The sequence below is a fragment of the Paenibacillus sp. JT31N17 genome, assembly GCF_056269255.1.
The window spans coordinates 99,587-126,355 of record NZ_JBWDNP010000017.1; the positions used below are offsets into that span (position 1 = coordinate 99,587).

Consider the following 26,769-nt stretch of genomic DNA (forward strand, 5'->3'; position numbering starts at 1 on the left):
TATTGGTGCTCTCCCTTCCTGTCAGGTTTTCGTTGTGGATACGGCAGAGTGCTTCTCCTTAGCAGCGGCAGGCTTTCTCATGAAGAAGGCGGCCGGCAGGGTCAGAAAAACAAGAATGCTGAGCGCAATAAATCCCTCGTTAATCGCCTGCAGCGTGCCTTCCGCGGGTGAATAGCCGCTGGTCAGCAGCTGCGCCTTGCGCACCTCGTAATAGATCGATACCAGCACGATCCCGAGTGAAGATACCATTCTTCTCGACACATTATTGATCGCAGAGCCCTGCGATACCAGATGATCCGGAATCGCGCTCAGACCTGCCGTCGTGATTGGCATATTGGACAAGCCCAGCCCCACGCCCCGCAGCAGCATGAGCACAAACACCACCCAAATCGGTGAGCTCAGCTTCAGCATCCCGAGCATCGCCGTCGCGACGCATGTTGTCGCGAGGCCTGCGAGCGCAATGCCTCTTGGCCCCTTGAGGTCGAGCCGTTTGCCTCCGACGTTGACGAACAGGCCGGTCGTAATCGCCGACGGCAGAAAAACAAGACCGGTCATAATGGAGTCATACCCGTACACATTTTGCACAAGCAGGGGAATCAGGAAAATGCCTGCGAACATGGCGAGCGCCTGGACGCATGCCACAATCACGCTGAGGCTGTACATCGGCACCTTGAATATCCGTATATTCAAGAGCGGCTGCTGCTGGCTGAGCTCGATGCGGACAAACAGGATCAGCAGGCACACTCCGGCAGCCAGCAGTGCCAGCTGGAAAGGAGCGGTCAAATCCGCCAGATCGGAAATCCTCCCAAGCGCCAGCAGGATGGCGCCTACGCCCAGAGTGACGGCGGCAAAGCCGAGCCGGTCGAACATGCGCGACGGGTCAGGCGGCTTTTGCTTCAAATAACGCATCCCCAGCAGCAGGCCAAGCAGGCCCGTCGGCACATTCATCAGAAAAAGCCACGGCCAGCTGCCAAATCCAAGCGCTATTCCGCCGACTGTCGGTCCTATCACCGGAGCGACCATAACGGCGATGCCCCAGACACCCGTCACCCTGCCCCGTTCCTCTTTGGGGGAAGCCTCGAAAATCATCGCGAGCGACAAGGGGATCATCAGCCCGCCCGCTATCCCCTGCATCCCCCGGGATATAATGACGGGAAGAAGTCCCCAGGATACTGCCCCCAGCAACGAGCCGGCCACGAATAAACCCAGACCCAGCAGATAGATTCTTTTTTTGCCGAACCGGTCTCCCAGATAGCCCGTGAGCGGCATCGTGATGCCCATGGCGAGGAGGAAGATCGTAATAATCCAGCTGGCTGATACGGCATTAATATGGAAAACCTCCATAAATTCGGGTATCGCCGGATTCAGAGAGCTGTTGTTCAGAATAACCGTGAAGGTTCCAAGCAGAACAGCGAGCAGAACCTTCCCCTGTTCAGATTTCAGGCTGATTCCCATTCTATCCGCTCCCGCTCATTCCAAAGAGAGAGCCGCAGAGGCTTCCAGAACGGCTTCCCCGAAGATGCGGGTAATGTCGTCGATCTGCTCCTCCGTTACGATCAGCGGCGGCAGGAAACGCATAACCGAGGAATGCCTGCCTCCCACCTCCAGGATCAGGCCCCGCTTGAGGCATTCCTGCTGAATGCGGCTTGCCAGCTTCGGATAGGCCGGATAATGGCCCAGCTGGTCCAGCCCGCCGTTCTCGTTGACCACTTCCACGCCGACCATCAATCCTCTTCCGCGGACATCGCCGATACAGGCGGCCTTCTCCTTCAGCCCGTTCAGCCGGCTCATCAGCTGCTTGCCCCGTTCTTCCGCTTTGGCCGGTATGTCGTTTTCCTTGACATACTTCAGCGTAGCCAGCCCTGCCGCCATGGCCATCTGGTTGCCCCGGAAGGTTCCGATATGTGCCCCCGGCTTCCATACATCCAGCTGATCATTGTAAATCATCACCGACAACGGCAGGCTTCCGCCAATCGCTTTGGAGAGGACCAGCACATCCGGAATGATGCCCGCGTGTTCAAAAGCAAACAGCTTTCCCGTTCTCCCGATTCCGGTCTGCACCTCGTCTATAATAAGCGGAATATTATGCTCCCTGGTAATCCGGCGCATCTCACGGATCCATTCGACCGGCGCCGGGATCGAGCCTCCTTCTCCCTGCACCACTTCAAAAATCATCGCGCATGGAGGCAATATCCCGCTTTCCGGATCGTTCAGCAAATTCTCGATGTAGCGGCTGCTGAGCAGATGGGTCTGATCGCCGCCGGCCCCGAACGGGCACCGGTAGGCATAGGGATACGGCAGAAAATGAACATCCGGCATCAGGCCCTGCACCTTCTCCTTCTGTCCCGGCGTGCCGCTCAGGCTCATGGTCGCATGCGTCGAACCATGGTATCCGCCCTGGAAGGACAGGATGCTTCGTCTCCCGGTTGCGGTCTTCACCAGCTTTATTGCCGCTTCAATGGCATCCCCGCCGGTCGGTCCGCAGAACTGGATGCGCGCGGACCGGGCGAATTCCTCCGGCAGGCTGGCAAACAGCTCGTCCACAAAATGCTCCTTCAGCGGCGTCGTCAGATCCAGTGTATGAAGCGGCCTCTTGTTGTCGATCAGCTGTCTGATCGCCTCGATGACGACCGGGTGATTGTGGCCAAGCGCCAGCGTCCCGGCTCCGGCAAGGCAATCGTAATAGATTTTGCCGTCCATATCCTTGATGTGGATGCCCTCCGCTTCAAGAATGGCAATCGGAAGCCTCCGGGGATAGGACCGGGCGCTGGATTCGCGGGCCTCCTGACTTTCCAGATACATCTTGTTTTTCGATTGTTCCATAACGGATGCTTCAACCATCATAATCTCTCCTTCCAATTTGTATGATTCTTAGAATTTGGCGCAAAGCTTCAGCAGCTGTAAATTTTGATATTGATTATCATTATCAATATGGTTTTGCCACGACTCCCCTCCGGAATTGATTTATCCTGATTTCTTCTTTCAATTGAGATTCATTCTCATTACCTATTATATGGGATAAATCTCCATTAGCCATGGACATTTAAGACCTCTATTTGGACAATAGCAGACTATAGAAGGCCCGATTTATTTCTAAAGCCCCGCGTTTCAGGCAGTTGGGAGAATACGGGGACCATTAAAATTACCCCGCCCTGAACGCAAAAATAAAGCTGATACGAAATCAGCTTTGGCCGTTATTCTGTCATTTGGTTGTGATGAGGCTATAGCGGTTTTTGGAAGGACAAGGTGAATGTTGTCTCAAATTCCGTTGAACTGAACATAATGTCCCCGTTGTTGCGAAGCATGATTTCTTTGCAGATGGCCAGGCCAAGACCTGTCCCGTATTCTTTATTCGTTACAAAGGGCAGGAACATTTCACTTTTCATTTTCTCCGGTATTTCAGGACCATTATTCCAGATAATCATATAAAAATGATCAGCATCCTCACTGCATACGATACTTATTTCTTTGCCCTGCTCGATCGAAAAAAGTGCATCGATCGCGTTATTGATAATATTCGATAATACCTGCTGGATGGCCGTTTTCTGAACGTTGAAGATGAAGTCATTCTCATACGTGGTGGTGAAGCTGATATCTTCACTGATGATTCGGGGATTTAATAAAGAAAGGGTTGTTGCCACTACCGCGGACACGGGGAAGTCCATCATCTCTTCTTCGATTTTGCGATTTCTTGAGAAGCTTAAGAAGCCTGTAATTTGCATATTTATCGATTCAAATTCATTTTCGATAATGCCGATATAGTGACCTATTTTATTCGATATTTCCGTCGAGATATTCGACCGGATTAATTTCAGGAACCCCCGGATAGCTGTCAAAGGGTTTCTTATTTCATGAGCCATGCTGGATGCCATCTTCCCGATCAGCTGAATCCGGTCCTCATGAATTTCGTTGATCTTGGCATCCTTGTCCGTGATGATTTTCTTGGAAAGCTGCCAGAACTCTTCACTTACTTTCTTATCGAAGGCATCCTGTCTGGTCAGCAGCAAAATAATAAGCTCCAATGCAGCATTGGAACCGTCATAAGTATATAAAATTTTGATAATCGCGTTTCTCCAGCAGTGGGAGCTGATCAGAACATGGGAAATGGGAAGGTCCTCGTGAATGGATTTCCTGCACCACTCCGGGATCGTATCGAATAAAGCATGGTTTTCAATAGGATGCTCAAGCTCCGTACTGAATTGAAAAAATAAATTCACCTGCGTATTCAGATCGGAAAAAGAATAAAAATCCGGACAATTCTCGTGGATGGAGCCGAACCAGTTGGAAAATAATTTTTCCTTTTGCTCGAAGAGATAGGTTAACTCCTTCTCAAAACTCATGATAAACCCTTCTCCCGCCCGTATAATCACCTTTTTTTTCAGTATATCAGACTGCATAACTACGAGTCACCCAGATATTGTATAATATTACAGTTTATTTTCAGAGAGATTAATAATAGCGCAATGGGCAAGCTTTTGCGACAAAAAGTAAGGAATGTCGCCATCCATTGGCAGAACAGCAAGCATCCCCCCAAAATTTATCGTCCTATAAAGGCGTGAAACTTAATGACGCTAAAAGTTTAAAACAGGGCTCCCACGTTTTGTTTGCCAGGTAAAAGGAAATGCTAATCCGTAAGAAGAATTTGACATGCGCCAATCTCTTTGACGGCTTCGTCATTCAGTGGCGCAGCAAGTTTCTTCCCTCAGAAATATAAGCAAAGTATGGAGGCGTTTTATACTTTCTTATATTTCAAGAAGAAACGGCTGTCGCCGTCATTCGGTGGCGCAGCAAGTTTCTTCCCTCAGAAATATAAGCAAAGTATGGAGGAGTTTTATACTTTCTTATATTTTCAAAAAAACCAGCATCCAGGAGGACAAAAATCAATGAAAAAAATCATCGTGTCAGTCTGTATGAATTTGCTTGGCATCCTTCTGATCGGATCCGTAATCCTTGTCCCGGAGGCCAATGCAGATCACATGGAAGCGAAAGTGACCGTACAATTGATCAACACCAAGGGAGAAGCCGTCGGCACCGCCATACTTACCCAGAAAGGCGAGGGAGTCCTGTTTCATATCGAAGCCAAGAATCTCCCGCCGGGCGTCCATGGCATTCACTTCCATGAAACCGGAAAATGCGAGACCCCGGACTTCACTTCCTCAGGCGCACATCTGAACCCGCGGAATAAGGAGCATGGATTTAATAATCCCAAAGGATTTCATGACGGCGACCTGCTGAACATAACAGTTGGAGCAGATGGAACGGTTAAGGCCGATATGGAGAGCAAAAACGTTACCCTGGCCAAGGACGCAGCCAACTCTCTGCGCAAACCGGGCGGGACAGCGATCATCATTCACGAGAAAGCCGATGACTATGTGACCGATCCTTCCGGCAATTCCGGCGACCGGATTGCTTGCGGGCCTATCCAATAGCATATACAGCATGTGAAGCCAATTTCCTTTTGGGGATTTGGCTTTTTTGCTGTTTCCGTTCTTATTTGGGAAGCCGGGATTCCGGCGCTGCTCAAACAAAGGAATGAAATATTCCAGCTGTAAAATATTCGAATACGGTCGACAGATCACCGGGCTTGCGCCAAGCACAGCCTTTACCTTCACCGTAAAAGCAAAGGATGCGTCGAACAACCTGTCGGCCGCCAGCAATTCGGTTAGCGTAACGACCAGTCCAGCCGCCAACTGGGTTAACTGCGCAGGCGAAAACAATCCGTGCAGCTTCACTGGCACCAAAGAAGTGCGCTACGGCGCGCCAGGCAGCTACGTTTACGGCACTTATACGAATACTGTCATGTGCTCCAACAACGCCTTCGGCGTCGATCCGGCACCGGGACAATATAAAACCTGCGATGTGAATATGGCGGGCAGCGGAAGCAGCGACACGCAGGCGCCTGCAGCTCCGGCTAGTCTGACATCGCCTTCGAAGACCACGACAAGCGTCAATCTGTCCTGGTCGGCCTCGACCGACAATGTCGGCGTAACGGGCTACAACATCTATAACGGCGGCACGCTGGCCGGTTCCACGACAGGCGCGCTGACTTTCACCGTGTCCGGCCTTACGGCGAACACCGCTTACAGCTTCACCGTCAAAGCCAAGGATGCCGCGAACAATCTGTCGGGAGCGAGCAATACGCTGAATGTGACGACGAATTCATCAGCAGATACGCAAGCTCCTTCCGCGCCGGCAAGCCTGACCTCGCCATCGAAAACGAATACGAGCGTCAGCCTGTCCTGGACGGCATCGACCGACAATATCGGCGTCACCGGCTATGACATTTATAAAGACGGGACGCTGGCCGGCTCCACCACCGGCGCATTGACCTTCACGGTGTCAGGTTTGACGGCGAGCACGCCGTACAGCTTCATGGTGAAAGCCAAAGACGCGGCAGGAAATGTGTCGGCGGCGAGCAATACGCTGAATGTGATGACCACGGGCTCAGCAACAGCCAACTGGGTCAACTGCGCAGGCGAGAACAATCCGTGCAACTTTACAGGCACGAAGGAAGTCCGCTACGGCGCCAACGGCAGCTATGTCTACGGTACATTTACGAATACCGTCATGTGCTCCAATCATGATTTCGGCACGGATCCGGCCGTCGGCTACTACAAAACATGCGATGTCAATATGGCGAGCCGGCTGAGCATGGCAAATCACCCTGGCCTGGCTTTATTCGAAGCGTCCGTCGTATCTGCGGACACCGCTGCGCTGATCCCGTCCATTGGCTCGGTCACAAATTCCGCAAGCCGGAATTGGCGACAAACCGATAACCTATTCGGATGAATTTAAGCAGTTATTCATAGACCAGTACATGATGGACAGAATCCAAGAGAAATCTTTGAGGCTCATGGATTTGATGTAAGTGGTCCGAGTGGATGAACGCATCTTTATGCAATTTCAAGCGTTTTTGTCAATAAACCGTTCTAATCCCTTGATATGACTATGTCCATATGGATTGTGTCACAATCAGACGATTTCTTGTCTTCAAGAATTTTTTAACTTCATTTTTTTCTCCAATCAAATAAATGGGCTGCTGAAAATTCAGCAGCCCATTGCGCTATAGAATGAGTTCTTCGAATATGCCGTTGTGAGTCCAGTTCCTCGTATTAACCCGCACACGAATCAGCAAGGCTTCGCTTCCGATGGCAGCCGATGCTTGTATTATATACGGCTTAAGTCCATTCCGGTGCCTTCCAAAAAGCATTGCATGAAGAATGTTGCCGCGGCATCCAGATCCTGCACGCTCTGTATGGCGACAGACGTGAAATTTTGCCCTTCGCCAGTTAATTGCACGCTTCCCAGTTCCGTTCCAGCAATTTAAAGCGGGTCTCCTCTTCCAGCTTGCTCAGCCGGATCAAGAAAGAGTTTTCCAGATTCATTTACGCATCACCGTCGACTCTGCCTGTATCCGGGTACGTATTTCTCAATCATTTACGGGACTGGGAAGCATCGGTGGCCCGATTATTAATGTGTCATTTTCGGCTGCAAACTGAACAATTTCCTCAAGCGAATATTTGCTTATTTCGCAGAAGAAGTCGTCGATTCCGCCAGGTGCGAAAGTAAATAATATGCGTCCCGTTTCGGCACCGACATTAGCCCAAACATGAGGAACGCCACGCGGAACTACGACACTTGTCCCCGGCGTAGCCTCGAATTCCTCATCTCCACATTGAAAGCGGAAAACACCTTCAAGAATTTCGAAGATTTCTTCCCGCTCGTTATGAATATGCTTTGGTGGGCCAATTAAAGATGGCACTCGCGCTTCAATTACAGTTACCTTTCCGCCTACTTGATTGCTGTGGATACGGATGGTCATCTGCTCTCCGGGCATCGTATCAAACCATTTGAGATCCTTGGCAAAAGTAACGGCTGCTCCAGTTACGGTTTCATTTGTCTGTTTCATCTCTCATTCTCCTTTAATCCATTTCGTTCATGTTGTACGACACCTAATACATGTGCTAGCACCGTTTGATCCAGTCCTCTAGAGCGGTAGGCTTCTACCGCTGCGGTGAAACGTATTTCCTGTTTGTATTGAATCCGAATATTGGGCTAATGGCTTAAAGGGTTAGTTGCGTCATAAAGCCTTTGTCATAGCGGTCACCAGATGTGACTCCGACGGGGGCGACTTCGTCGAGCTTGGCCAACTCTTCTTTAGACAGAATGATATCCGCAGCGGCGACATTTTCCTCCAGATACTTAATCCGTCTGGTACCGGGGATCGGGACGCCACCCTGTGCGATCGTCCAAGCCAAGGCCAATTGTGAGGGCTTAATTCCCTTCTCTTTAGCGATTAGACTGATCGCCTCGACGATACGCATGTTGGACGCTAAGTTCTTTCCGCTTAGCCGAGGGTCAAAGTTACGGAAGTCGGTAGGTTCGAGTTGATCGATTTTAAGTTGACCGGTCAAAAACCCGCGTCCTAGCGGCGAATAAGGAACAAAGCCAATGCCTAACTCACGCACCGTCTCTAACACGCCGTTTGACTCCACACCGCGCTCGAATAGGGAATACTCGGTCTGAACGGCAGTAATGGGGTGAACAGCGTGAGCTCGTCGGATGGTGTCTGCAGATGCCTCTGACAGACCGATATGGCCAATCTTACCGTCCGTGACCAGTTTGCTCATCGCCGTAATTGTTTGCTCGATTGGTGTCTTCGGATCGATGCGGTGAAGATATACGAGGTCGATGTACTCTGTCTTCAACCGGCGCAGTGACCCCTCGATTGCCCCGATGATGTACTCTGGTTTGCCATTCACGACAGGTATGCCGTCGATGATTTTGAGCTGTCCGTCATCAGTGTAGCCGAATCCGACCTTGGTCGAAATGACTACACGGTCACGAATGCTTGCGAATGCGCGTCCAAGTAGTTCCTCGTTGTGGAAAGGCCCATAAACCTCTGCTGTGTCGAAGTAAGTGATACCGAGCTCGATGGCTCGGCGAAGCGTAGCCAGGCTCTCCTCGTCATTACTCGAGCCATAGGTCGTACTCATGCCCATGCAGCCCAAGCCTTCTATACTCACTTTTAAACCCGCTGTTCCCAATTCTACTGATTTCATTTTTAGTCTCCTTACGTTTCTCAAAATTAGTAATCATTTTTTTTAACAACGGGAGTCAATCACGACTCCGGGGAATTGATTGTCCATGAGGAATGTGCAGAAGATCCTCACTGGTCGTCCAAAGCCTTTCGGCCAACGCAGGATCGATGGCCCACGAACGTACCCCACGCTGCAGCGGGCTGTCAGGCGGTATGACCTCCGCGATATCGCCGTCTTCGCAATAGACGCCACCTTTTCCGTTCAGCATCGGACTGACTGCGCACCATACGGATGTCGCGGCGCCTTGCTCAGCGGTTTTGAAGCCTCCGGAAGACGTATAGGTGCCGTCCTCGTTCCGTATTACGCCCCAAGCAGCCAATTCCTCATCGCTCAAGTGTCGGGTCAAACCCGAGAGGATGGCGCCGGGATGAACCGCAAAAGCGCGCACTCCGTGCTCTCGTCCTCGTTTATCGAGCTCAACGGCAAACAACGAGCACGCGGTCTTCGACTCGCCGTAGGAGACAACCTTGTCATACGGCCTCTTGGTGAAATGCAGATCATCAAAATCGATCGGTCCTGTCATATGGCCGATTGACGAAAGTGCGACGACTCGAGCGTTCCCCGAGCGCTTCAGCGCTTCCCATAAGCCTACCGTCAGTTGAAAATGCCCTAGATAATTCGTCGCGAAATGGGTATCAAATCCTCGTGAATCTTTAATTGTCGGAGGAAAGCTGACGCCAGCATTCAAAATCAAGACATCGAGCGCACGATTGGAACTCCGGAAGACGGCGGCGAACTCGTCGATTGAGGAAGGATCCGCAAGATCGAGCCGGATCACCTCGACATTTTTCAGTGGAGCGAGCACTTTCTGCGCTTTAATGACATCACGGGCACCGACAATGACGGTGGCGCCGGCGCCGGCAAGCGAGCGTGTCGTTTCCAACCCGATTCCTCCGTATCCGCCTGTGACGATGGCCACTTTTCCGCTGAGGTCTTGTCCAGCCAGTACTTCTTGAGCGGTGGTTTCAGGTCCGTATCCCGATTGCAACGGCTTTTGTTCGGTCGTCATATATTCTCTTTGCTCCTTTAAAGTGGAATTAGACATAAAACATAAAATGTCTATGTGTATATAATAGACCACTGGACAAAGTTTGTAAAGTGTATAAAATGGAGATATGGATGATAATAAGAAGATGCATATTGTTGCGACGGCATTAGAGGTGTTCTTCAAATACGGTTACAAGCGCGTATCGATGAACGACATTGCGGAGACCGCTGGCATTTCCCGTGCAGGTCTCTACTTGTACTTTAAGAATAAGGAGGAAATATTTAACGCCGCGATTGTTCACCATGGCAACCTCCTCATTGAGGAGATCAAGGAAGGGCTGTTGTCACATAAAACGAAGGAGGACAAAATCTTATACGCCTTTGAAGTATGGGCGATCCGTAACTTTGACGATTCACAGCACTCGCCTGAATATAAAGAAATAACGGACAGCTCTTACCAATTTGCTCGGGAGGCGCTGGACGTGAGCTATGGAAAATTGGAAGCATTGCTGGCCACTTTGCTGGAAGTGTACCCTACCGCCGCGAGCGGCATTCCGCCAATGAGATTGGCACATCTGTTAACAGGCGCATTGCGCGGCTTTAAATCGGTTGCTACCAGCTCGGATGAGCTTCGTAATCTGATTCATGACTTGCTCCGTATTGTCTCTACCGGTCAATAACGATCCGCTCTACCGAGATGCGTTTGAAACCGCACTGCTCCTGATGGCAAAAACGTCGATCTGAACGAGCTGGCGGACAAAGGCGGATGTTCAAGCTATCAACCGCCTTCATAGGTAAAGCGTTCGTTTTCTTGCTTCTTTTTTTCAGTTCCGTTTGGACTTCCGTCAGGTTATCGAGCAAAGGAAGAATAACTTACGTTCAGATTGTAAATACTTCCGTTAAAGTGCATTGAAGCACGCCGGGAGAATAATCACGCGCGGATACAATCACGGTCCTACCTCCTCCTTGTCCGTCTCAGCGACGCCTGTAAGAAGCCTTCCCGCCCGCGCGGCAAACGAAATCCTTGTCGTTAAAATAAAAATTCCGCCAATCCGGTGGTACGCTATATATTCTTGGTATAATTGTCGGTTGGACAATCAAGATATCTATACCGTAAAATAAAGAACCGCCAGGATTCCTGACGGTTCTTTCTATTTTATCGCAAGATATAAGATTTACTGAGGGAAAGAGTTCGCTACCGGACCCCCGATGTCTCCGGAGATGGTAACATCCGCCTATCTCTCGATGTTGCTGTATAGCAAGCCGATCTTATCCTTGGCATCCAGGACTCGATGAAACGGCGGGCTCCCGGTCTCAACAAGCTTATTCCTTATATCCGCCGCATGTTCCGTGTCCCCCGGTTGAGCACCGTCCACGCCAGTTAGCCAGCTGCGAACTCCGACGGAGGATTCGCTGTAAGCTGCCGTTGCGGCGAGTGCTTTCTCGCCGGTAAGGCAGCGCGAGTACATTCATCAAACCGAATACATTCGTATTAAATTGATTACGGATTGGTTCATCAGTTTCTTCTTGAAATGCTCCGAGGCGGCTGCTCATCAGCAGTAATGAGACTCCGGCATATTCTATCCAATACAGATAAATGAATAAATACCAATGTTTATAATTATAAGACAGATTCTCAAACTTACGATTCTGACAAGTGTAATGAACTGCGTTGATGTTCTTTGTCTTGGCTACAATTTCAGTCTTACATCTACGTATGAAGTTTAGCAACATCTTTACTCTTGATTTATGCCATATTTACTGTACCAGATAAATGACTTCTTAATCCGGAGGAAAATTTCGATCTGGAATCAGTGCGCTAAGTAGCCGCCATCTACGGGCAAGCCAATACCGGTGACGAAACTCGATTTGTTGGAGCACAGCCAAACGATCGCGTCGGCGATCTCTTCCGGTTCGGCAATCCTGCCGAGTGGATGCGCGGCGATCAACGCTTCGCTCCAATCAGGGTTGTCCTTGAGCATGTTTGCGATGAGCGGCGTGTTCACCAAGCCCGGACAGACTGCATTGACGCGGACGCCGGAGCTGGCGTAGTCGAGAGCGGCGCTCTTAGTCAGGCCGATTTCGGCATGCTTGGACGCGACATATCCGGAATACCCCGGGACTCCCGCGAGACCAGCCCCTGAGGAGATATTCACGATCGATCCGTGACCCTGAGCGCTCATGAGTTCCAGCTCGTACTTCATGGAGTAGAACATCCCGCGTACGTTCGTGGAGAGCATCAGATCGAGGGTATCGGTGGAATAGTCGATGAGTGGACGGGCGTAATCGCCGCCGTCGACGCCTGCACTATTAACAGCAAAGTCGAGACGCCCTGTATCGCCGGCAGCAACCTCTACCGCACGGCGCACCGCATCCTCGTCACGTACGTCAGTGACGACGTACCTGGCGTTACCACCGGCAGTCTCAACGAGTTTGACCGTTTCTTCCAGAGTCGCAGCAGTGCGACCTGCTACGGTAACGGTGCATCCTTCTGCTGCCAGCGCGATTGCAGCAGCCCGGCCGATACCGGAGCCTCCACCAGTGACGAGAGCAGTCTTTCCAGCGAACTGTTGTGTGGTTGTCTGTTTCAAAATCTTGTCCTCCTAATTTCGATTAGACAATTATCATAAATCATCTATCTGTACATATTATACAAGTAGACAAAGTTTGTAAAGTGTATAAAATGGAAATATGGACAATAAAAAAGAACCTCCATATTATTGAGACGATGTTAGAGGTGTTCTTCAAGTACTTGCGTTCCGATAGTCGAATCCGTTTGGAGCGATCCGTCCTTCTCATCCCAGCCGCTCCTGTGAATTTGCCCCCACTACCACCAAATAAAATGGCTGCTGAAAATTCAGCAGCCATTTGTAATTGACTCAAATAATGAGAGATATAATTGTGACACAATCCAATGAGCGTTTCTAATTAATTGGTTTTTTCGATGATTCATTTAAGTAGAGCTTATAAAGTATTTTGTTCATATGTACAAATCGCATCCAACCAGCTCTACACTTATTCAAATCATTAACAATTTCCAATGCCTGTTCTTTAAATGTACTCATTCTTAATTCACCCCAATATTGAATCAGAATAATTATATAAACTATAAATAATGAAAAGCCGGTTCCTGTACATCAGGAACCGGCTCCTCATAAGCCTGAAATATGGATTAGCCCCGCTTAAGCGCCTCAAGACCAAGCGCCACCGAGCCGCATAATCCGGCATTGTCGCCAAGTCCTGGCGGCACGATATATTCCGCGATGCCTTCCTTGACGCTGGGGTGATTCACATAGCCGTTCAAATTGCGCTGCACTTCCGCGTGAATGAGCGGGAACAGCTGCAGCTGATGCATGACGCCGCCGCCCAGAATGATCTTCTTGGGCGATAACAGGAGTATCGCGCCTGCTACGGCTTGTCCGATATAGAATGCCTCCATCGCCCATGCCGGGTGATCCACCGGAAGCTCGCTCGCCTTCACCTTCCAGCGCTTCTCGATGGCCGGACCTGCCGCCATGCCTTCCAGACAATCGCCGTGGTACGGGCAGAAGCCCTCGTAAGCATCCTCCGGGTGACGGCGCACCAGCACATGACCGCCTTCCGGATGCACAAGTCCATGCACCAGGCGGCCCTCCGTATAGACGCCTACGCCTACGCCGGTTCCGATCGTGTAGTAGATGCAGCTGTCAAGGCCTTTGGCTGCGCCCCAGGTGGCCTCTCCAAGCGCCGCGGCGTTCACATCCGTGTCCCAGCCGAACGGAACGTCGAACTCCTTCTTCAGCGTTCCCAGAAAATCATAGCCGCCCCAGCCTGGCTTGGGGGTAGTCGTTACATGGCCGTATGTCGGGCTGGATGGATCGATATCGATCGGCCCGAAAGTGCCGACTCCGATCGCCTCAACCTGTTTATCGCGGAAATAATTAATGACATTAGCAAGCGTAACCTCAGGCTGCTCCGTCGGAAAGCTGACCCGATCCTCCACATCGCCATGCTCATTGCCGATTCCGCATACAAATTTGGTTCCGCCCGCTTCTATTGCTCCGATACGCATTCAATTGTCCTCCATTATAGGGTAAGGATAGATTCTTCACTGGTTCGATGCACAAGTACCATAATAAAGGACAAGCTACCCTTTGACAATGAGGCGGGGCTTTTTGAAAATCCGGCTAATGGATCTCGCGCAGCGTCTGGCGGTACAGCTCGCGGAACTCGCCGGGCGTCACGCCCGCATATTTCTTGAACACGGTAAAAAAATGGCGGACATTCTCATACCCGACCTCCTCCGAAATCGTCTGAAAGGAGATATCCTCGTCGGAGAGCATCAGCTGCTTGGCCTTCCTGATCCGGCATAAATGCAGGTAATGAATGAAGGTAAGACCCGTTTCCTTCCTGAATAAGCCGCTGATATAGTTCGGATGCAGCTCGACATGAACCGCGATCATATCGAGGGACAGGTCCTGAGTGAAGTGCCGGTCAATGTACTCGACGACTCTGCGGATATTGCGCGACATCTGGCATCTTTTTCCCTCCGGGAGCAGCGGGCTCTCCTCGGCCAGAGCCGCCTTCGGACGGTTCGCGCTCTGCTCATGCACAATTTCCAGGCACACCTCCGACAGCAGATTAAGAAACTCCGCTTTATTGATCGGCTTGAGCAGATAGTCGATCACCTTGCGCCGGATCGCTTCCCGCAAATAAATTTTCTCTTCATATCCCGTAAGGATAATGAAGCGCTTGCACAGCTGCTTGTCCTGCGCCTCGCGGATCAGGTCGAGCCCGTTCATTTCGGCCATCTCGATATCCGTAATGATCAGATCGGGCTTGAACGCGGCCATTTTCTCCAGCGCATCCAGCCCGTCGCAGGCATTGACGATTTCCTTGAACGGGATATTGGATTTCTCCACGATATTGGTGAGTCCCTTGATGATAATCGGTTCATCGTCCACGATCATGAGATTCAGCATGGGAATCCCTCCTGATTTGGAAAATAAGCGTGAAGCACGTACCTTCGCCGGTCCTGCTCTCAATCTCGAAGATGCTGTCCTCGCCGAAATAGGCCTTCATTCGCTCGCTTACGTTATACAGTCCCATACCTGACCCGGTCGACTGCAGCAGATCCTTGTTTATGCGCCTCGCCAGCACGCCGCGAATCATCTCCAGCCGGTCATGCGGCATCCCCGCCCCGTCGTCGGCAATGGCGATATGAATGCGTTCATTCTCCTGCCAAATATGGACATCGATCGTTCCGCCCCTGCGGGTTTTGCTCAAGCCGTGCACAATGCAATCCTCGACGAGAGGCTGCAAAATAAACCGCGGACAGCGCACCGTCAGGACTTCGGCTTCCACCCGGAACCGGAAATGCAGCTTATCCTCCATGCGTATCTTGTGCACCTGCAAATAATGCTTGATGTTCTCGATCTCCTCCTCCAGCGGCGTGTCGTTCTCGCCGGAGGACAGGCTGTAGCGCAGCAGCCGCCCGAATGTATAGATGGCCTCCACGACTTCCTCGTCATCGTTCAGCTCGGCCAGCATCCGGATCGATTCCAGTGTGTTGTAGAGAAAATGCGGCTTGATTTGCGCCTGAAGCACCTGATAGTCGGCTTCCTTCTTCATCAGCTCGGCGCGGTGGACCCGGTTGAGCAGATCGTCGATCCGCCGGATCATCGAATTATACGAAACCGTAAGCAGGCCGACCTCGTCCTGATCCACTCTTCCCGCATACTCCATCAAATTATTCTGATCGACCCTGCGCATATGCTTGGCCAGACGAACGATCCGCTTGGTCAGCATCGACACGGTCAGATAGTAAATAAGAGACAAGAGCGCCAAGAGCCCGATAATGATGACGGCAAATCCGACCGTCTTCTCCCTCATATCCGAGAAGGCCTCGTCAATTCCGTTAATCAGCAAAATGCGGAAGGGCAGACCCTGTACGGCTACCGAATTGACGAAGAGCTTGTGCTCGCTCCAGTAATAAAATCCCGGCTGCTTCTGCAGCCGATCCAGAATCGCGGTCGTCTGCCCCTCGGAGAGCATCATATTCATGTCGCGGTAAAGAATCCGGTCCTCCTGGAAAAACATAATATTGCGGTCCGGAACCGAGGAGACCGAATTGAAAAAATCCTGTGTAATGCCGGGCTTCACATTGACTTCCATAATGCCAAGCTCAATAGAGAAGCTGCTGTCGTATATTTTCTGGTAATACGTCATGGATGGGATCGTATCCGTCTGATGGGTTTCGACGATCCATAAGCCCTTGTTCATGGGAAGCGTTTTCAGTCTGCTGATCACATCGGTATTTTTCAAATCGCTGTAGTACCCCACCTCGCTTGCAACCGGCAGCACATGCTCGTTATACATATAGAGCCGCACCGAGTTGATGGAGGAATTGCCGGAATAAGCGAAGTTGAATACGGGACGGATGCTTTTGAGATAATTGTACACCTGATCCGCGTCGGACATGTAGTGACCGCCGATATAATCGATAACCTCCGGATTGTATTGAAACAAATTATAAATGGATTCCGTCTGCGCAAGGCTGACCTCAAGGCTGCCCGCCGCCTGCTCGATCAGATGCTGCTTGCTTTGAGAATAATCCTTGAAAATATTGGTGTAAAACTGATTGTAAAAAATCGAGCTGAAGGCGATCGTCGGCAGCAGGACGAGCACGAAATAACCGGCAAACATTTTGCTCGCGATCCGCATATCGCGGAAGCGCTGCATCATTTTATGAAAAAGCGTCAAAAGCGCTCACTACTTTTCCCTTGAATTGACTAGCTGTGATTTTCATCTTACATGGTTTTCACAGTCGAAACAATCGCAAATGGCCGAAGGAAAGTTATTCCTTGACCTGGAGAACAAAAAGCAATAAAGGGCAGAGCTCAAGCATGGCATGCTTGTCTCCGCCTTTATTTATGATTCTTATTGATTCGTATCGATTCTGCTTTGGGCTTCCCCGTAACGCTTGACCGCCCATTCGTTCAGTTTGTCCAAACCGATTTTACGTGCTTGATCCATCATTTCATTATAGGCCTTAACCGCCTCCTCCTTGGATTTGGCCAGATAAATTTTCGCTTCCGCCGTCTTGATCATATTGTCGATATTGGATTGAATGACCGCTTCCTCCGACCCGACTTCAGGCACAAGCGTACCGAGCAGCGGATCGGATTGATACACCTTGGTCATCGCTTCCATCGCGGCGGTGGATTGCGGCTGATTCTCCGGCTGGTAACGGGCCAGCCCTTGCGTAATGTAGGTATCCGCCAGGAGACCCCAATACACAAATCCGTTCTTCTTCACAACATCCAAATCGTTGGTATTGTAGCTGAATACCGGATAGCCGCCATCCGCCATCTTGTAATCCTCGCCTTCGATGCCCCAGTCGCCAAGACGCGTACCCTCGTCGCTGCGCATGTATTCAATGAACTTGATCGCCGCTTCCGGATCCTTGCTGCTCTTCGTCACGAATACTCCTGCCCATCCGGGATTGTTGTTAATCAGCGCGGCCTTGTCCGTAAGCATGGGCGTAAGCTGCGTAAACGTGAACGCCGCCCCGTTCTTCGCAAGCTCGGCGTTAAGCGTTTCTGCCGCCGTTTCGGTATATTCCCAGGCAAACGCCTTCCCAGTCAGCGCCAGCTGCTTGGACTGATTCGGATCCTTCCAGGTATACTGGTCGGCGGTAATGAATCCTCTCGTATATAATTCATTCATAAATTGATAGTATTCCAGCTGGCGGGGTTCGCTGATGAAATAAGCCGGTTTGCCTTCGACCTCCGTGAAGCCGAAACGCGGCAGTCCGAGCTGCAGACGGAAATAAGAATCAATCTGTCCGGGCGTAAGCGCAAGCGGCGTCATATCCGGGTATTTCTCCTTGACCGTGCCGAGCACATTCAGAAAATCATCCAGCGTCTTGATCTCGGGATTGCCGATTTCCTCCATGATGTCCGTACGCAGCGCCATGCCGCCTCCCCGGAACAGAGCTTTGGGATATTTGGCCAGTTCGCCTGGCGGAGAGAATCCATCGCGCACCGTATAATAATTGCCGTCGGACACCGTGTTGACGGCCTTGGTCAGGTCGTCGATCTTGAAATCAGGCGTATACTTGTCGATCAGCTCCTGCCAGGGGTAGGAAACCTTGGAATCCGACATTTTGGAAATATGGTCGTACGTAAACACCAGATCCGGCAGCTCGCCGGATGCGATCATCAGCGGCAGCTGATTGGCGTCGGAGGCCACCTGAACATGGATTGTGACACCCGTTGCCGTCGTGATGGCTTCCGGGATTTTTCCGCTCCAATCGCTCATCGGCCACCACGGAAAATCGACAAACATGGTTAATGTCTTCTGAGCCTGCGGGCTGTCTTCCCCATTACCGGATGCCGGCGCATTGCTGCTCACCGGCGGCTCATTGCCGCTGCCGGCATTGCCAGCGCCATTATTGCCGCCGCCGCAAGCGGCGAGCGATAGTGACAGACAGAGTACAACGAGAACGCCAAGCCATCTCTTTGTGGTAAACATTTTATTTCCTCCCTTTATCGGTTAAGAAGAGCCGGCTCCGCCGTCTTCCGGCGGCTGAGGCAGGCTTCTTCCCTCAGCCTTTATAGAGATTTAATGGCGTAACCCTTTATTATCTCTATAAAGTTAAAAATCTATATCGATGGAATGGATGAATCAGTGAATGCCATTCCATTTAATATACCAGCTTAGTTCGTTCAACCTTTGACGGCTCCGATTGTCGTGCCTTTCACAAAATATTTCTGCAGGAACGGATACACGCATATGATAGGCGCAACCGCGATGACCATCGCCGTAACCTGCAGGGAAAACGGGGTAACCTGGGCTACCTGGGACGCATATTCCGCACTGCGGCTGTCCAGCGGAATATTGCCCTTGTTGATGATTTCAATCATCCGGAAGGTCAGCGTCCGCAAATTGTCGCTCGATACAAAGTAGGCCGAATCCAGCCATGAGTTCCATTGCGACACGCCCAGAAACAAGGCCATCGTGGCCAGGAGCGGCTTCGATACCGGCAAAATAATCCGGTTGAAAATCGTCCATTCGCTGGCTCCGTCGATTTTGGCCGATTCCTCCATCTCGGGCGGCAGATCCCTGAAGAACGAAACGGCGATAATCAGGAAGAAGATGTTCAGCATCGTCGGGATCACAAAGACATAGAACGTATTCAGCAGATGGAGCTGGCGGAGAACCACGTAGTAGGGAATCAAGCCTCCCGATACGTACATCCCGACGATAAACAGCATGTAGTAGAATTTTTTGAACAGCAGCTGCCTGGCGGACAAGCCGTAAGCGACCAGCGAGGTGACGAACAACCCGAGAGCTGCGCCGACGGCCGTTCTTGCTGCGCTGACGAAGAATGCCTTGATCCAGTCGGGATCATTCAGAAATGTGCTGTAATTCTCCAGGGTAAAGGCCCGCGGCCAAAAATAAACGCCGCCGAGGGCCGTATCCATCCCCTTGTTGAAGGAAACGACAAGCAGGTAGAAAAACGGATAGAAGGTGATGAGAAAAACAAGGACCATCAATATATAGTTAACGCTGTCAACCAGCCAGTCCTCCAAGGTGCGTTTAGCCAAGATGCTGCCTCCTTTCTCGTTAGCGGTCAGAACAGACCCGATTGCGTCGTTTTCTTCGCGATGAAGTTGCTGGAGAGAATCAATACTATCGAAATAACGGATTGGATCAGATCAATGGCGGTTGCGAAGGAATAACGCCCCTGCGCAAGCCCCATCCGAAACGCGTACGTCTGCAAAATTTCCGATTTGTCGGCATTAAGCGGATTCCCCAGCAGAAACGCCTGTTCGAAATTCGAACCGACCAGCCCTCCACCGAGCAGGCTGCCCAGGGCAAGAATCAAGACGACGACGATTGTTCCCTTAATGCCGGGGAGGGTTACATGCCAAATCCGCGATAACCGGCCAGCCCCGTCAATCTGCGCCGCCTCGTACAGGGAAGGATCGATTCCCGATACCGCAGCGAGAAAAATAATCGTCCACCAGCCCATTTCCTTCCAGATCGCGCTTCCCACCGCCAAGCCCCAAAAATGATCCGGGTTGGTCAGAAAGCCGATCGGTTCATCGATAATGCCCACCGACATGAGAAAATGATTGACCATGCCGGATTCTCCGGAAAGGAAAACGACGATAAACCCGTATACGACAACCCAGGAAATAAAATGCGGCAGATAGCTGACAGTCTGTATAGTCCGCTTGAACCAGTGAATCCTGACCTCATTGAGCATCAGCGCAAACAGGATCGGGACCGGGAAAGTAAAAACCAATTTGAGCAGGCTAAGGGCCAATGTGTTGCGCACGATATTGTGAAACTGGTAGTCGTTATAAAACTCCTCGAAATATTTGAACCCGACCCACGGACTTGTGAAAATGCCGCGGATGCCATCCGTGACCGAATAATCCTTGAAGGCCATCAGAATTCCGAACAGAGGCAGGAAGTGAAAAATGACAAGCAGGAGAATCCCGATCCAAACGAAGATCTGCGGATATTTCTCTTTTTTCAAACGCCTCCAGACCGAACCGGAGGAAGCCGATTGCGAGGAGGCGGTTATCAAGGGGGATTGTTTTAATTCTGCGCTCAAGGCCTTCCTCTCCTTTCCGAAGCCACAATAAAGTTGAAACCGCTGCCATGCTGTATCTCTATCTTACAGAGGCTGGCTTTGATGCGAAATTGAACAAAAATAAGAAAAGCATGTCGATTTTTAAGAAACCGCTTCCAGTGTGAGATAACCTGCGCAAGGAGCGAAGCGAGCCTGTAAATAGACTAGTTTAAGGATCACCGCTGGCGTGCCGTTTGCAGCCTGATTGACCCAGGCTCAGGGCCGCAGCACGGTTTTTCCCGCTTACAGGGGCAAATCCCGAGGGCAGCATGCTTAGTAGCAGGATTTTCCTTGCTGGCGTGCCGCCTGCTGCCTGACTGGCCCGGGCTCAGGGCCGCAGCGCGGTTTTTCCCGCTTACAGGGTCATATCCCGAGGGCAGCGTGCTTAGAAGCAGGATTTTCCTTGCTGGCGTGCCGCCTGCTGCCTGATTGGCCCGGGCTCAGGGCCGCAGCGCGGTTTTTCCCGCTTACAGGGTAATATCCCGAGGGCAGCATGCTTAGTAGCAGGATTTTCCTTGCTGGCGTGCCGTTTGCTGCCTGACTGGCCCGGGCTCAGGACCGCAGCGCGGTTTTTCCCGCTTACAGGGTCATATCCCGAGGGCAGCGTGCTTAGAAGCAGGATTTTCCTTGCTGGCGTGCCGCTCCTTCATGATTTGGCGCCGAATTTGTCGACGGCGCGCTGCAGAACGGAATGTCTGGCCGCATACGCAGCCAACGACTCGCCTTTGACAGCCGCCTCCCACCCGAGCTTCATGCTTTCCACTCCCGCCGTGGGTCCGTCCGGATGCGCCAGAATGCCTCCGCCCGCCAAATGCATTACATCGACGGTGCCAGTCGCTGCGTAAGTATCAACCGCCATCCCGGCCCACTGCCCGGAAGAAATAACCGGCATAGGCAGCCGGGTATCCCCAAGCGGCGTCAGACAGGAGCGGATCGAATGAATGACGGACTGGTCGCTCTCGTAAAACTTGCTGCGCAAGCCGTTCACATGGATATGATCGGCTCCGGCAAGGCGGGCCAGCTTCTGGTAGACGCAAAAATCCATACCCAGCTGAGGACAGCGCGTCAGCATCCCCCACTGATTGCGGTGCCCATGAATGGGCACCTCGCTGTACCGGCTCAGCTCGGTCAGGGCCGTGAAGCCGATGCTGTTGATGCTTGCCATCACGCAGCTGCCTCCCGATTGAACCACCTGGTCGTGATTGCGTCGCATCTGGTCCATATCCCCCGTAATGTTGAAGGCGTACATAACCTGCTTGCCCGTCCGGTCCGCCGCGCGGCGGACCGCCTTCATCACCGCCTCCACCTTCAGCGCGAACGGCGCATAAGGAGGGTCCGCGTTCAGCTCATCGTCCTTGATGAAATCCAGTCCGGATAAGGCAAGCTCTGTAATCAGCCGGCCGAGCGCCTCCATCGGCAGCCCGACAGAGGGTTTGACGATGGTCCCGATAATCGGCCTGCCCGATACGCCGCACAATTCCCTTGTCCCTTCAATGCCGAACCGGGGTCCGCGGTAGGCATGGACGAAGGCTTCGGGCAGCTCGAGATCGAGAAGACGAAGCCCGGACAATTCCTGCAGCTCATACAGGTTTCCGGCCACCGCCGTCATCAGATTGGGGATGGACGGCCCGAAATTATGGAGCGGGAAGGAAATCCTCACTTCTCCCCTGCGGTAGCCGCCGCCGTGACCGGCCGGAACACTCGCGCCCGGCAGTGACGGCACATCCACAATTTCGAGCGGACGGATGCCTTCCACTACTGCGCCAAATTCGCGCTTCAGATCATCCGTTTCTCCCGGCACCTCCGTGAAGGTGCCCGTCGACTGCTCGCCTGCCAATATCCCGGCGGCGTGCTCCAGGGAATACGGCGTTTCCACCAGATAAACCGCGACTACGCGTTCCTGATTTTGCTTCAATGACAGACTCTCCTCTCTTCCTAATCGTTGGATGGGAGCGGCGGAGAGCAGGCACCGCTCCCGGGACATCTCAAATTATCCCGCTACTCACTGATCCTCACCGGTCCATACAACCCTCCGGACGGGAAGATCGGCTGCCATGCGGATTCATCCTTACGGGTCCAGTACATGATGGCGTTGTTCGCTCCGACTACGCTGGATGGCCGGCCGGTTTCATAGTGGGTGCCAAGCGTGTTGGTCACGCGTATGCGAAGCCGGTGCGGACCCGCTTCCAGACTGCCGCAGGCATACCGGTATGGCCGCCATAAACGAACGCCGGCAGGCCTGCCGTCAATCCACACCTCCGCCGTTCCCCGGACATGTCCGAGGTCAAGGATGAAAACGCCCTGCTTGTCCGTACGGAAGGCATGCTCATATTCCACAACACCGCTATGATGCGGCAAACAAAGCGCTGTGCGCCAGTCCCCCAGCTCGCCGCGCACCTGCGAGGTGCGGAAGCGGATCGGCGCTGTCAGCACCGCCGCTTCGGATTCGGCGCCGTCCGGCTCGATGCGGACGGCAATGCATGCTCCGGCAGACTGCGGGGCGAATACCGCTTTGCCGCCGCGCAGCGCAATCTCTGAGCCGTTCAGCCAAATCCGCGCCCGTCCGGTATGGCGCAGCTCCATTTGGTCCGCTCCCGCCGGAAGAGGGAAGCGGATCCATACCGGTCTGCCGATCGCGGAGGAATCGGCATGGAACGGCAGGGGCTCGCTCACCGGAACGGAATCCGGCATCAGCCAGCCCACGCCTTTAAGCGGATGAGGACGCGGCGCGATCCAGAGCGTCTCCGTCTCGGCGAACTGCAGCACCGCTTCATGGTAGACAAGCGGCGGCTGTCCTTGTTCGTCGCGCCAGTCCGGCCCGGTGCAGAATACCGTCCTTCCCCCGTCCTCATAATCGATAATGCCGTCTATCAGCACTTCCCCGCGCCCCTCGGGCAGCGTTATTCCGACCTCATTGAGTCCGCTGAGCCACCACCGGGTGACATCCAATTCCTCTTGCCCCTGGCGGATATACGGATTGAAATCGCCATGCTCGGTAATGATGCTGCCGTTCACATAGAGAGCGGCCCGGCCCCGTGCCGCGAACTCGATCCGGACCTGCCGTACTGGACGATCGGGCGGGCAGTTCAATCGGGTGGCCAGCGCCGATTTCAAATTCGGGCTCTGCACATAGACATATTTGGGCAATGGCTGCCCCGCCTGCCTGTTCACTTCAATTCCGGCCCGGATCAATCCTGAAGAAAGCGCCGCTGCCCGGATCAGCAGCTCATTGCTGCCTGAGTCCAGCTCAACCCAGGCCGTCTGCTCCTCGGGGCCGCCGGCAAGTTCAGTGACCAGGCCGTTCACGCGGCAGGTCAATTCCGCATTGCTCTCCGCCCGAATCCAGTACCGTCCGGCTTCCGGCGCAATGACATGCGTCCGCGCCCAGACGATCTCGCCCTTCCCGGCCCGTCCAAGATTCAGATAGCGGCGCGGAACTCTGCCCATTCTTCCGGCCCAGGTACGGAAGGACAGATCGCCGAATGTTTGGCTGTAGACCACAGGCCAGGCGGAATCCTCCCGGAAGCGGTCTCCTTTGCAAGCCAGCCAGTAGGCCGATTCGCTCCACAGCCTGTCGAGCCATGCCGAGTCGTCGTATTCCGGCCGCTGCCAGCCCGCCTGCTCGCCTTCAGATCCGCCGCGCTCCAGACTGACCCTGAACTGACGGCGCTCAATGCCAAGAAGTGCCGTCTGCCCGTCATGCAGGTCGAAATCGCCATAGCGGTTATCCAGCGTCGGTACGGCCGTAACGTTCCAAGGGCCGTCCAGCTCCCAGCCTGTTCCATCCGGTATCGCTTCGGCGGGATCAGCGGCCCCCAGGCTTACGGAACGGGCCGGCTGGCCGCCCGGTTCCGCACGATTTTCCTGAATCGTCCGGGAACCCTTCTCCAGCATCGCAACAATCAGAGCAGCAGGCCAATCAGCGAATGGAATATCCAGCTCGACCCATTCTCCGGCGCGTTTATGGGGAAGCGGCCGGCGTCTGCCGGTCACCGGATCCCACAGCTCGGGCTCACCGGCTGTGCGCAGCCGATATGGCGCCGTACCCGGCATGACCGCGTCCGGCCCGGCCGGTTGATGCATCGCCAGCAGGCCTTCCGGCGGCAGCAGCAGGAAAATATCCGCATCGTCCGTTTGCCGCTGCAGCGTCATGCCGTCCCCTATAATCCGCCTGGGCAGTCGCTCATCGATCAGCAAAGCCGCCTCTTCCGGCGTATCCACATAATCCGCGCCCGCAAGCTGCCTCTCCCCTTCGGGGACGTCAACCGCAACGACCCAGCCGCCCTGGACGATCCATTCCTCCAGCTTCCGCTTGGCTTCTTCATCCATTACGGTCGTTCCGCACAGCATAACGACCGAGAAGCGTTCTCCGGCTATGGCAAGCTGATTCCCGTCGCAGGATCCCTTGGCAAGCGCGGAATCGTCGACGATATCGTAATCCCGGCGGATTCTGCGAAGCTCTCCCGCATCGTCAAGCTCCTTGCGGTTCCACCTGCCGGTCAGCTTCTTGTACACCTGATCGATGCGGCCGACCGCGTCATTCGGAACCCGGTTGGATACAGCCATCGGATGCTCATCCCTGCCGCCATCCTCCAGCGTCATCAGCCCGCATACCGCATAGGAAGGATAGTGGACCGCCACATCCGCTATATGCGTCCCTTCGCTGAGCAGGCCGCATATCCGGCTGACGGTATCGGCGAATACGGGGTAATGCTCATAATACGGCTGCCTCCAGCCCGTATCCGGCGGCGCCCACTCCCACCAGCCGCCCCGCGTACTGTAATACACAGCATGCGGACTGTACAGCGTGGCGCCGGCCTGGAACCATGGGACAAGCCAATGCATCGTCTCTTCGAGCGTGCCGCCCCATCCGCTGGAATGAAACGCCTCCAGCCATACCCGCTTGCCGCCATGCAGGTGGACCATCGAGGAATGCGGCTTGATCTCGCCGTCCATGTCCGCTCCGGCCGAGTTGTACCAGCGGTGCGTCCGAAAATAATCCAGGTACAGCCGCTGCGCGCCATGGACCTCGACGCGTCTGGCCGGGCCCGCCTGATCGCAGCCGATAAGCATATTATGCTTCTCATGCCAGGAACCGACCGGGATGAAGAACGACTGCTCCGCAAGCTCCGCGGCCAGGCGGTAGACCCTTCTGCGCACCGTTTCCGCTCCTGGTGCATCTTCGAACAACGCCGGAATAAAAGGCGTAAGCTCTTCTCCATACCGCTTGCGGTAGGCTTCGGATACTTCCGGCGTCCACAGCGGCAGCGGCGGCAGCTCATCCTGAAAGCTTCCGGCCAGCGTCCTGCCGAGGTCATGCGGGAAACGCCGCTCGAATTCCCCGTGAATGCGGTCAATAAGCAGGCCCGCCGCCTCCGGATCGAGCCAGTTGAAGCCCTGCCTGACCGCCGCATAAATATAGCCGCCCTGCTCGGTCAATTGCATAGAGCCTTCGGGAATCTCATCGGCCGACTGGAACCGGCGCAGCTGATAGCCGGCAAGCTGCGGCTGATCGGCTACGATGCGGGCCAGCAGATTGGCGCCGGAGAACCCGATCTGATCGTAGAACCACAAATACATGCCCAGGCGCTCCGCTTCCCGCAGCGCCACCTCGAACAACCTCCACCAGCCTTCGCTGAAGAAAACCGGCTGATCGCCGACGGAGCCGTACTGCGGGCCAGTCGGGGCAAGCTGAATAATCCCGATATTTCTCATGCCCCCGGCATGAAATTTCTGAAGCTGCCAACGCACTCTCTCCTCGGTTATCTCCTCGCCGCTCCACCACCAGAACGGCACAGGCCCATAACGGGGATCAGCCTTGGCAAAACGCTGCTGCATCTGCTCTAAACTCATCGATAGAAGCCTCGCTTTCCATAGTTAACTATTTATTATGTTAGCGCTTCCCAAAAGGAGATTATAGAGAACGATTTTCATATTCGCATGCTGATTTTTAATGAGGAGACCGGTATTGAATTGGTGGAAATCCTATCTTACAAACTAAAAGGGAGAATAACTGCAAAAAAAAATGGCTGATCAGGTCTCTAACACCCTGAT

17 protein-coding genes and 1 pseudogene are annotated in these 26,769 nt (G+C 53.1%); 3 read left to right on the forward strand and 15 right to left on the reverse strand.

Features of this window, described 5'->3' with window-relative positions:
* Nucleotides 1-21 precede the first annotated feature (21 nt).
* The 3 genes from AC0YOB_RS32575 to AC0YOB_RS32585 all read right to left on the reverse strand — a co-directional run bounded on the left by AC0YOB_RS32575 (nt 22) and on the right by AC0YOB_RS32585 (nt 4,340).
* Complete coding sequence (locus AC0YOB_RS32575; protein ID WP_475796329.1) at nt 22-1,455, reverse strand: MDR family MFS transporter; 1,434 nt, start codon at nt 1,453-1,455, stop codon at nt 22-24.
* A 15-nt stretch (nt 1,456-1,470) separates the two neighbouring features.
* Complete coding sequence (locus AC0YOB_RS32580; RefSeq protein WP_475796330.1) at nt 1,471-2,844, reverse strand: diaminobutyrate--2-oxoglutarate transaminase; 1,374 nt, start codon at nt 2,842-2,844, stop codon at nt 1,471-1,473.
* 377 nt (nt 2,845-3,221) lie between these two features.
* Nucleotides 3,222-4,340 (reverse strand): sensor histidine kinase, encoded by a 1,119-nt coding sequence (locus AC0YOB_RS32585; RefSeq protein ID WP_475796331.1) that lies wholly within the window; start codon nt 4,338-4,340, stop codon nt 3,222-3,224.
* Between the two features lie 543 nt (nt 4,341-4,883).
* Here AC0YOB_RS32585 and AC0YOB_RS32590 point away from each other — a divergent pair.
* On the forward strand, nt 4,884-5,429 hold the full coding sequence (locus AC0YOB_RS32590) for a superoxide dismutase family protein (RefSeq protein WP_475796332.1): 546 nt from the start codon (nt 4,884-4,886) through the stop codon (nt 5,427-5,429).
* A 448-nt stretch (nt 5,430-5,877) separates the two neighbouring features.
* Nucleotides 5,878-6,453 (forward strand): annotated as a pseudogene (locus AC0YOB_RS32595) (fibronectin type III domain-containing protein); the annotation flags it as partial.
* A gap of 976 nt (nt 6,454-7,429) precedes the next feature.
* Here AC0YOB_RS32595 and AC0YOB_RS32600 read toward each other — a convergent pair.
* From AC0YOB_RS32600 to AC0YOB_RS32610, 3 genes are all read right to left on the reverse strand, one after another.
* The gene (locus AC0YOB_RS32600; RefSeq protein WP_475796333.1) at nt 7,430-7,909 is read right to left on the reverse strand and encodes a cupin domain-containing protein; all 480 of its coding nucleotides are present in this window, start codon (nt 7,907-7,909) and stop codon (nt 7,430-7,432) included.
* A gap of 154 nt (nt 7,910-8,063) precedes the next feature.
* Nucleotides 8,064-9,062, reverse strand: coding sequence for an aldo/keto reductase (locus AC0YOB_RS32605; RefSeq protein ID WP_475796334.1), 999 nt, complete (start codon nt 9,060-9,062; stop codon nt 8,064-8,066).
* Nucleotides 9,063-9,117: 55 nt separating this feature from the next.
* Complete coding sequence (locus AC0YOB_RS32610) at nt 9,118-10,146, reverse strand: SDR family NAD(P)-dependent oxidoreductase (protein WP_475796335.1); 1,029 nt, start codon at nt 10,144-10,146, stop codon at nt 9,118-9,120.
* A gap of 88 nt (nt 10,147-10,234) precedes the next feature.
* On the opposite strand from AC0YOB_RS32610, the gene AC0YOB_RS32615 reads away from it, so the two are divergent.
* Nucleotides 10,235-10,768 (forward strand): TetR/AcrR family transcriptional regulator, encoded by a 534-nt coding sequence (locus AC0YOB_RS32615; RefSeq protein ID WP_475796336.1) that lies wholly within the window; start codon nt 10,235-10,237, stop codon nt 10,766-10,768.
* Between the two features lie 1,131 nt (nt 10,769-11,899).
* Here the strand turns inward: AC0YOB_RS32615 and AC0YOB_RS32620 are convergent.
* From AC0YOB_RS32620 to AC0YOB_RS32660, 9 genes are all read right to left on the reverse strand, one after another.
* Nucleotides 11,900-12,679, reverse strand: coding sequence for an SDR family NAD(P)-dependent oxidoreductase (locus AC0YOB_RS32620; protein ID WP_475796337.1), 780 nt, complete (start codon nt 12,677-12,679; stop codon nt 11,900-11,902).
* A gap of 581 nt (nt 12,680-13,260) precedes the next feature.
* A complete protein-coding gene (locus AC0YOB_RS32625; RefSeq protein WP_475796338.1) occupies nt 13,261-14,139 on the reverse strand; it encodes an ROK family protein in 879 nt (292 codons plus the stop codon).
* A gap of 115 nt (nt 14,140-14,254) precedes the next feature.
* A complete protein-coding gene (locus AC0YOB_RS32630; RefSeq protein WP_210045838.1) occupies nt 14,255-15,049 on the reverse strand; it encodes a response regulator transcription factor in 795 nt (264 codons plus the stop codon).
* Nucleotides 15,021-16,829, reverse strand: a complete 1,809-nt coding sequence (locus tag AC0YOB_RS32635; protein ID WP_475796339.1) for a sensor histidine kinase — start codon at nt 16,827-16,829, stop codon at nt 15,021-15,023. Before AC0YOB_RS32635 ends, AC0YOB_RS32630 begins: the two co-directional genes overlap by 29 nt.
* A 177-nt stretch (nt 16,830-17,006) precedes the next feature.
* A complete protein-coding gene (locus AC0YOB_RS32640) occupies nt 17,007-18,602 on the reverse strand; it encodes an extracellular solute-binding protein (RefSeq protein ID WP_475796340.1) in 1,596 nt (531 codons plus the stop codon).
* Between the two features lie 194 nt (nt 18,603-18,796).
* Nucleotides 18,797-19,678: a carbohydrate ABC transporter permease gene (locus AC0YOB_RS32645; RefSeq protein WP_475796341.1), complete on the reverse strand. Its 882-nt coding sequence runs from the start codon at nt 19,676-19,678 to the stop codon at nt 18,797-18,799.
* 26 nt (nt 19,679-19,704) lie between these two features.
* A complete protein-coding gene (locus tag AC0YOB_RS32650) occupies nt 19,705-20,697 on the reverse strand; it encodes an ABC transporter permease (RefSeq protein ID WP_475796342.1) in 993 nt (330 codons plus the stop codon).
* 664 nt (nt 20,698-21,361) lie between these two features.
* Nucleotides 21,362-22,630 (reverse strand): ribulose-bisphosphate carboxylase large subunit family protein, encoded by a 1,269-nt coding sequence (locus tag AC0YOB_RS32655; protein ID WP_475796343.1) that lies wholly within the window; start codon nt 22,628-22,630, stop codon nt 21,362-21,364.
* Between the two features lie 83 nt (nt 22,631-22,713).
* On the reverse strand, nt 22,714-26,568 hold the full coding sequence (locus AC0YOB_RS32660) for a glycosyl hydrolase family 2 protein (RefSeq protein ID WP_475796344.1): 3,855 nt from the start codon (nt 26,566-26,568) through the stop codon (nt 22,714-22,716).
* Between the last annotated feature and the right edge of the window lie 201 nt (nt 26,569-26,769).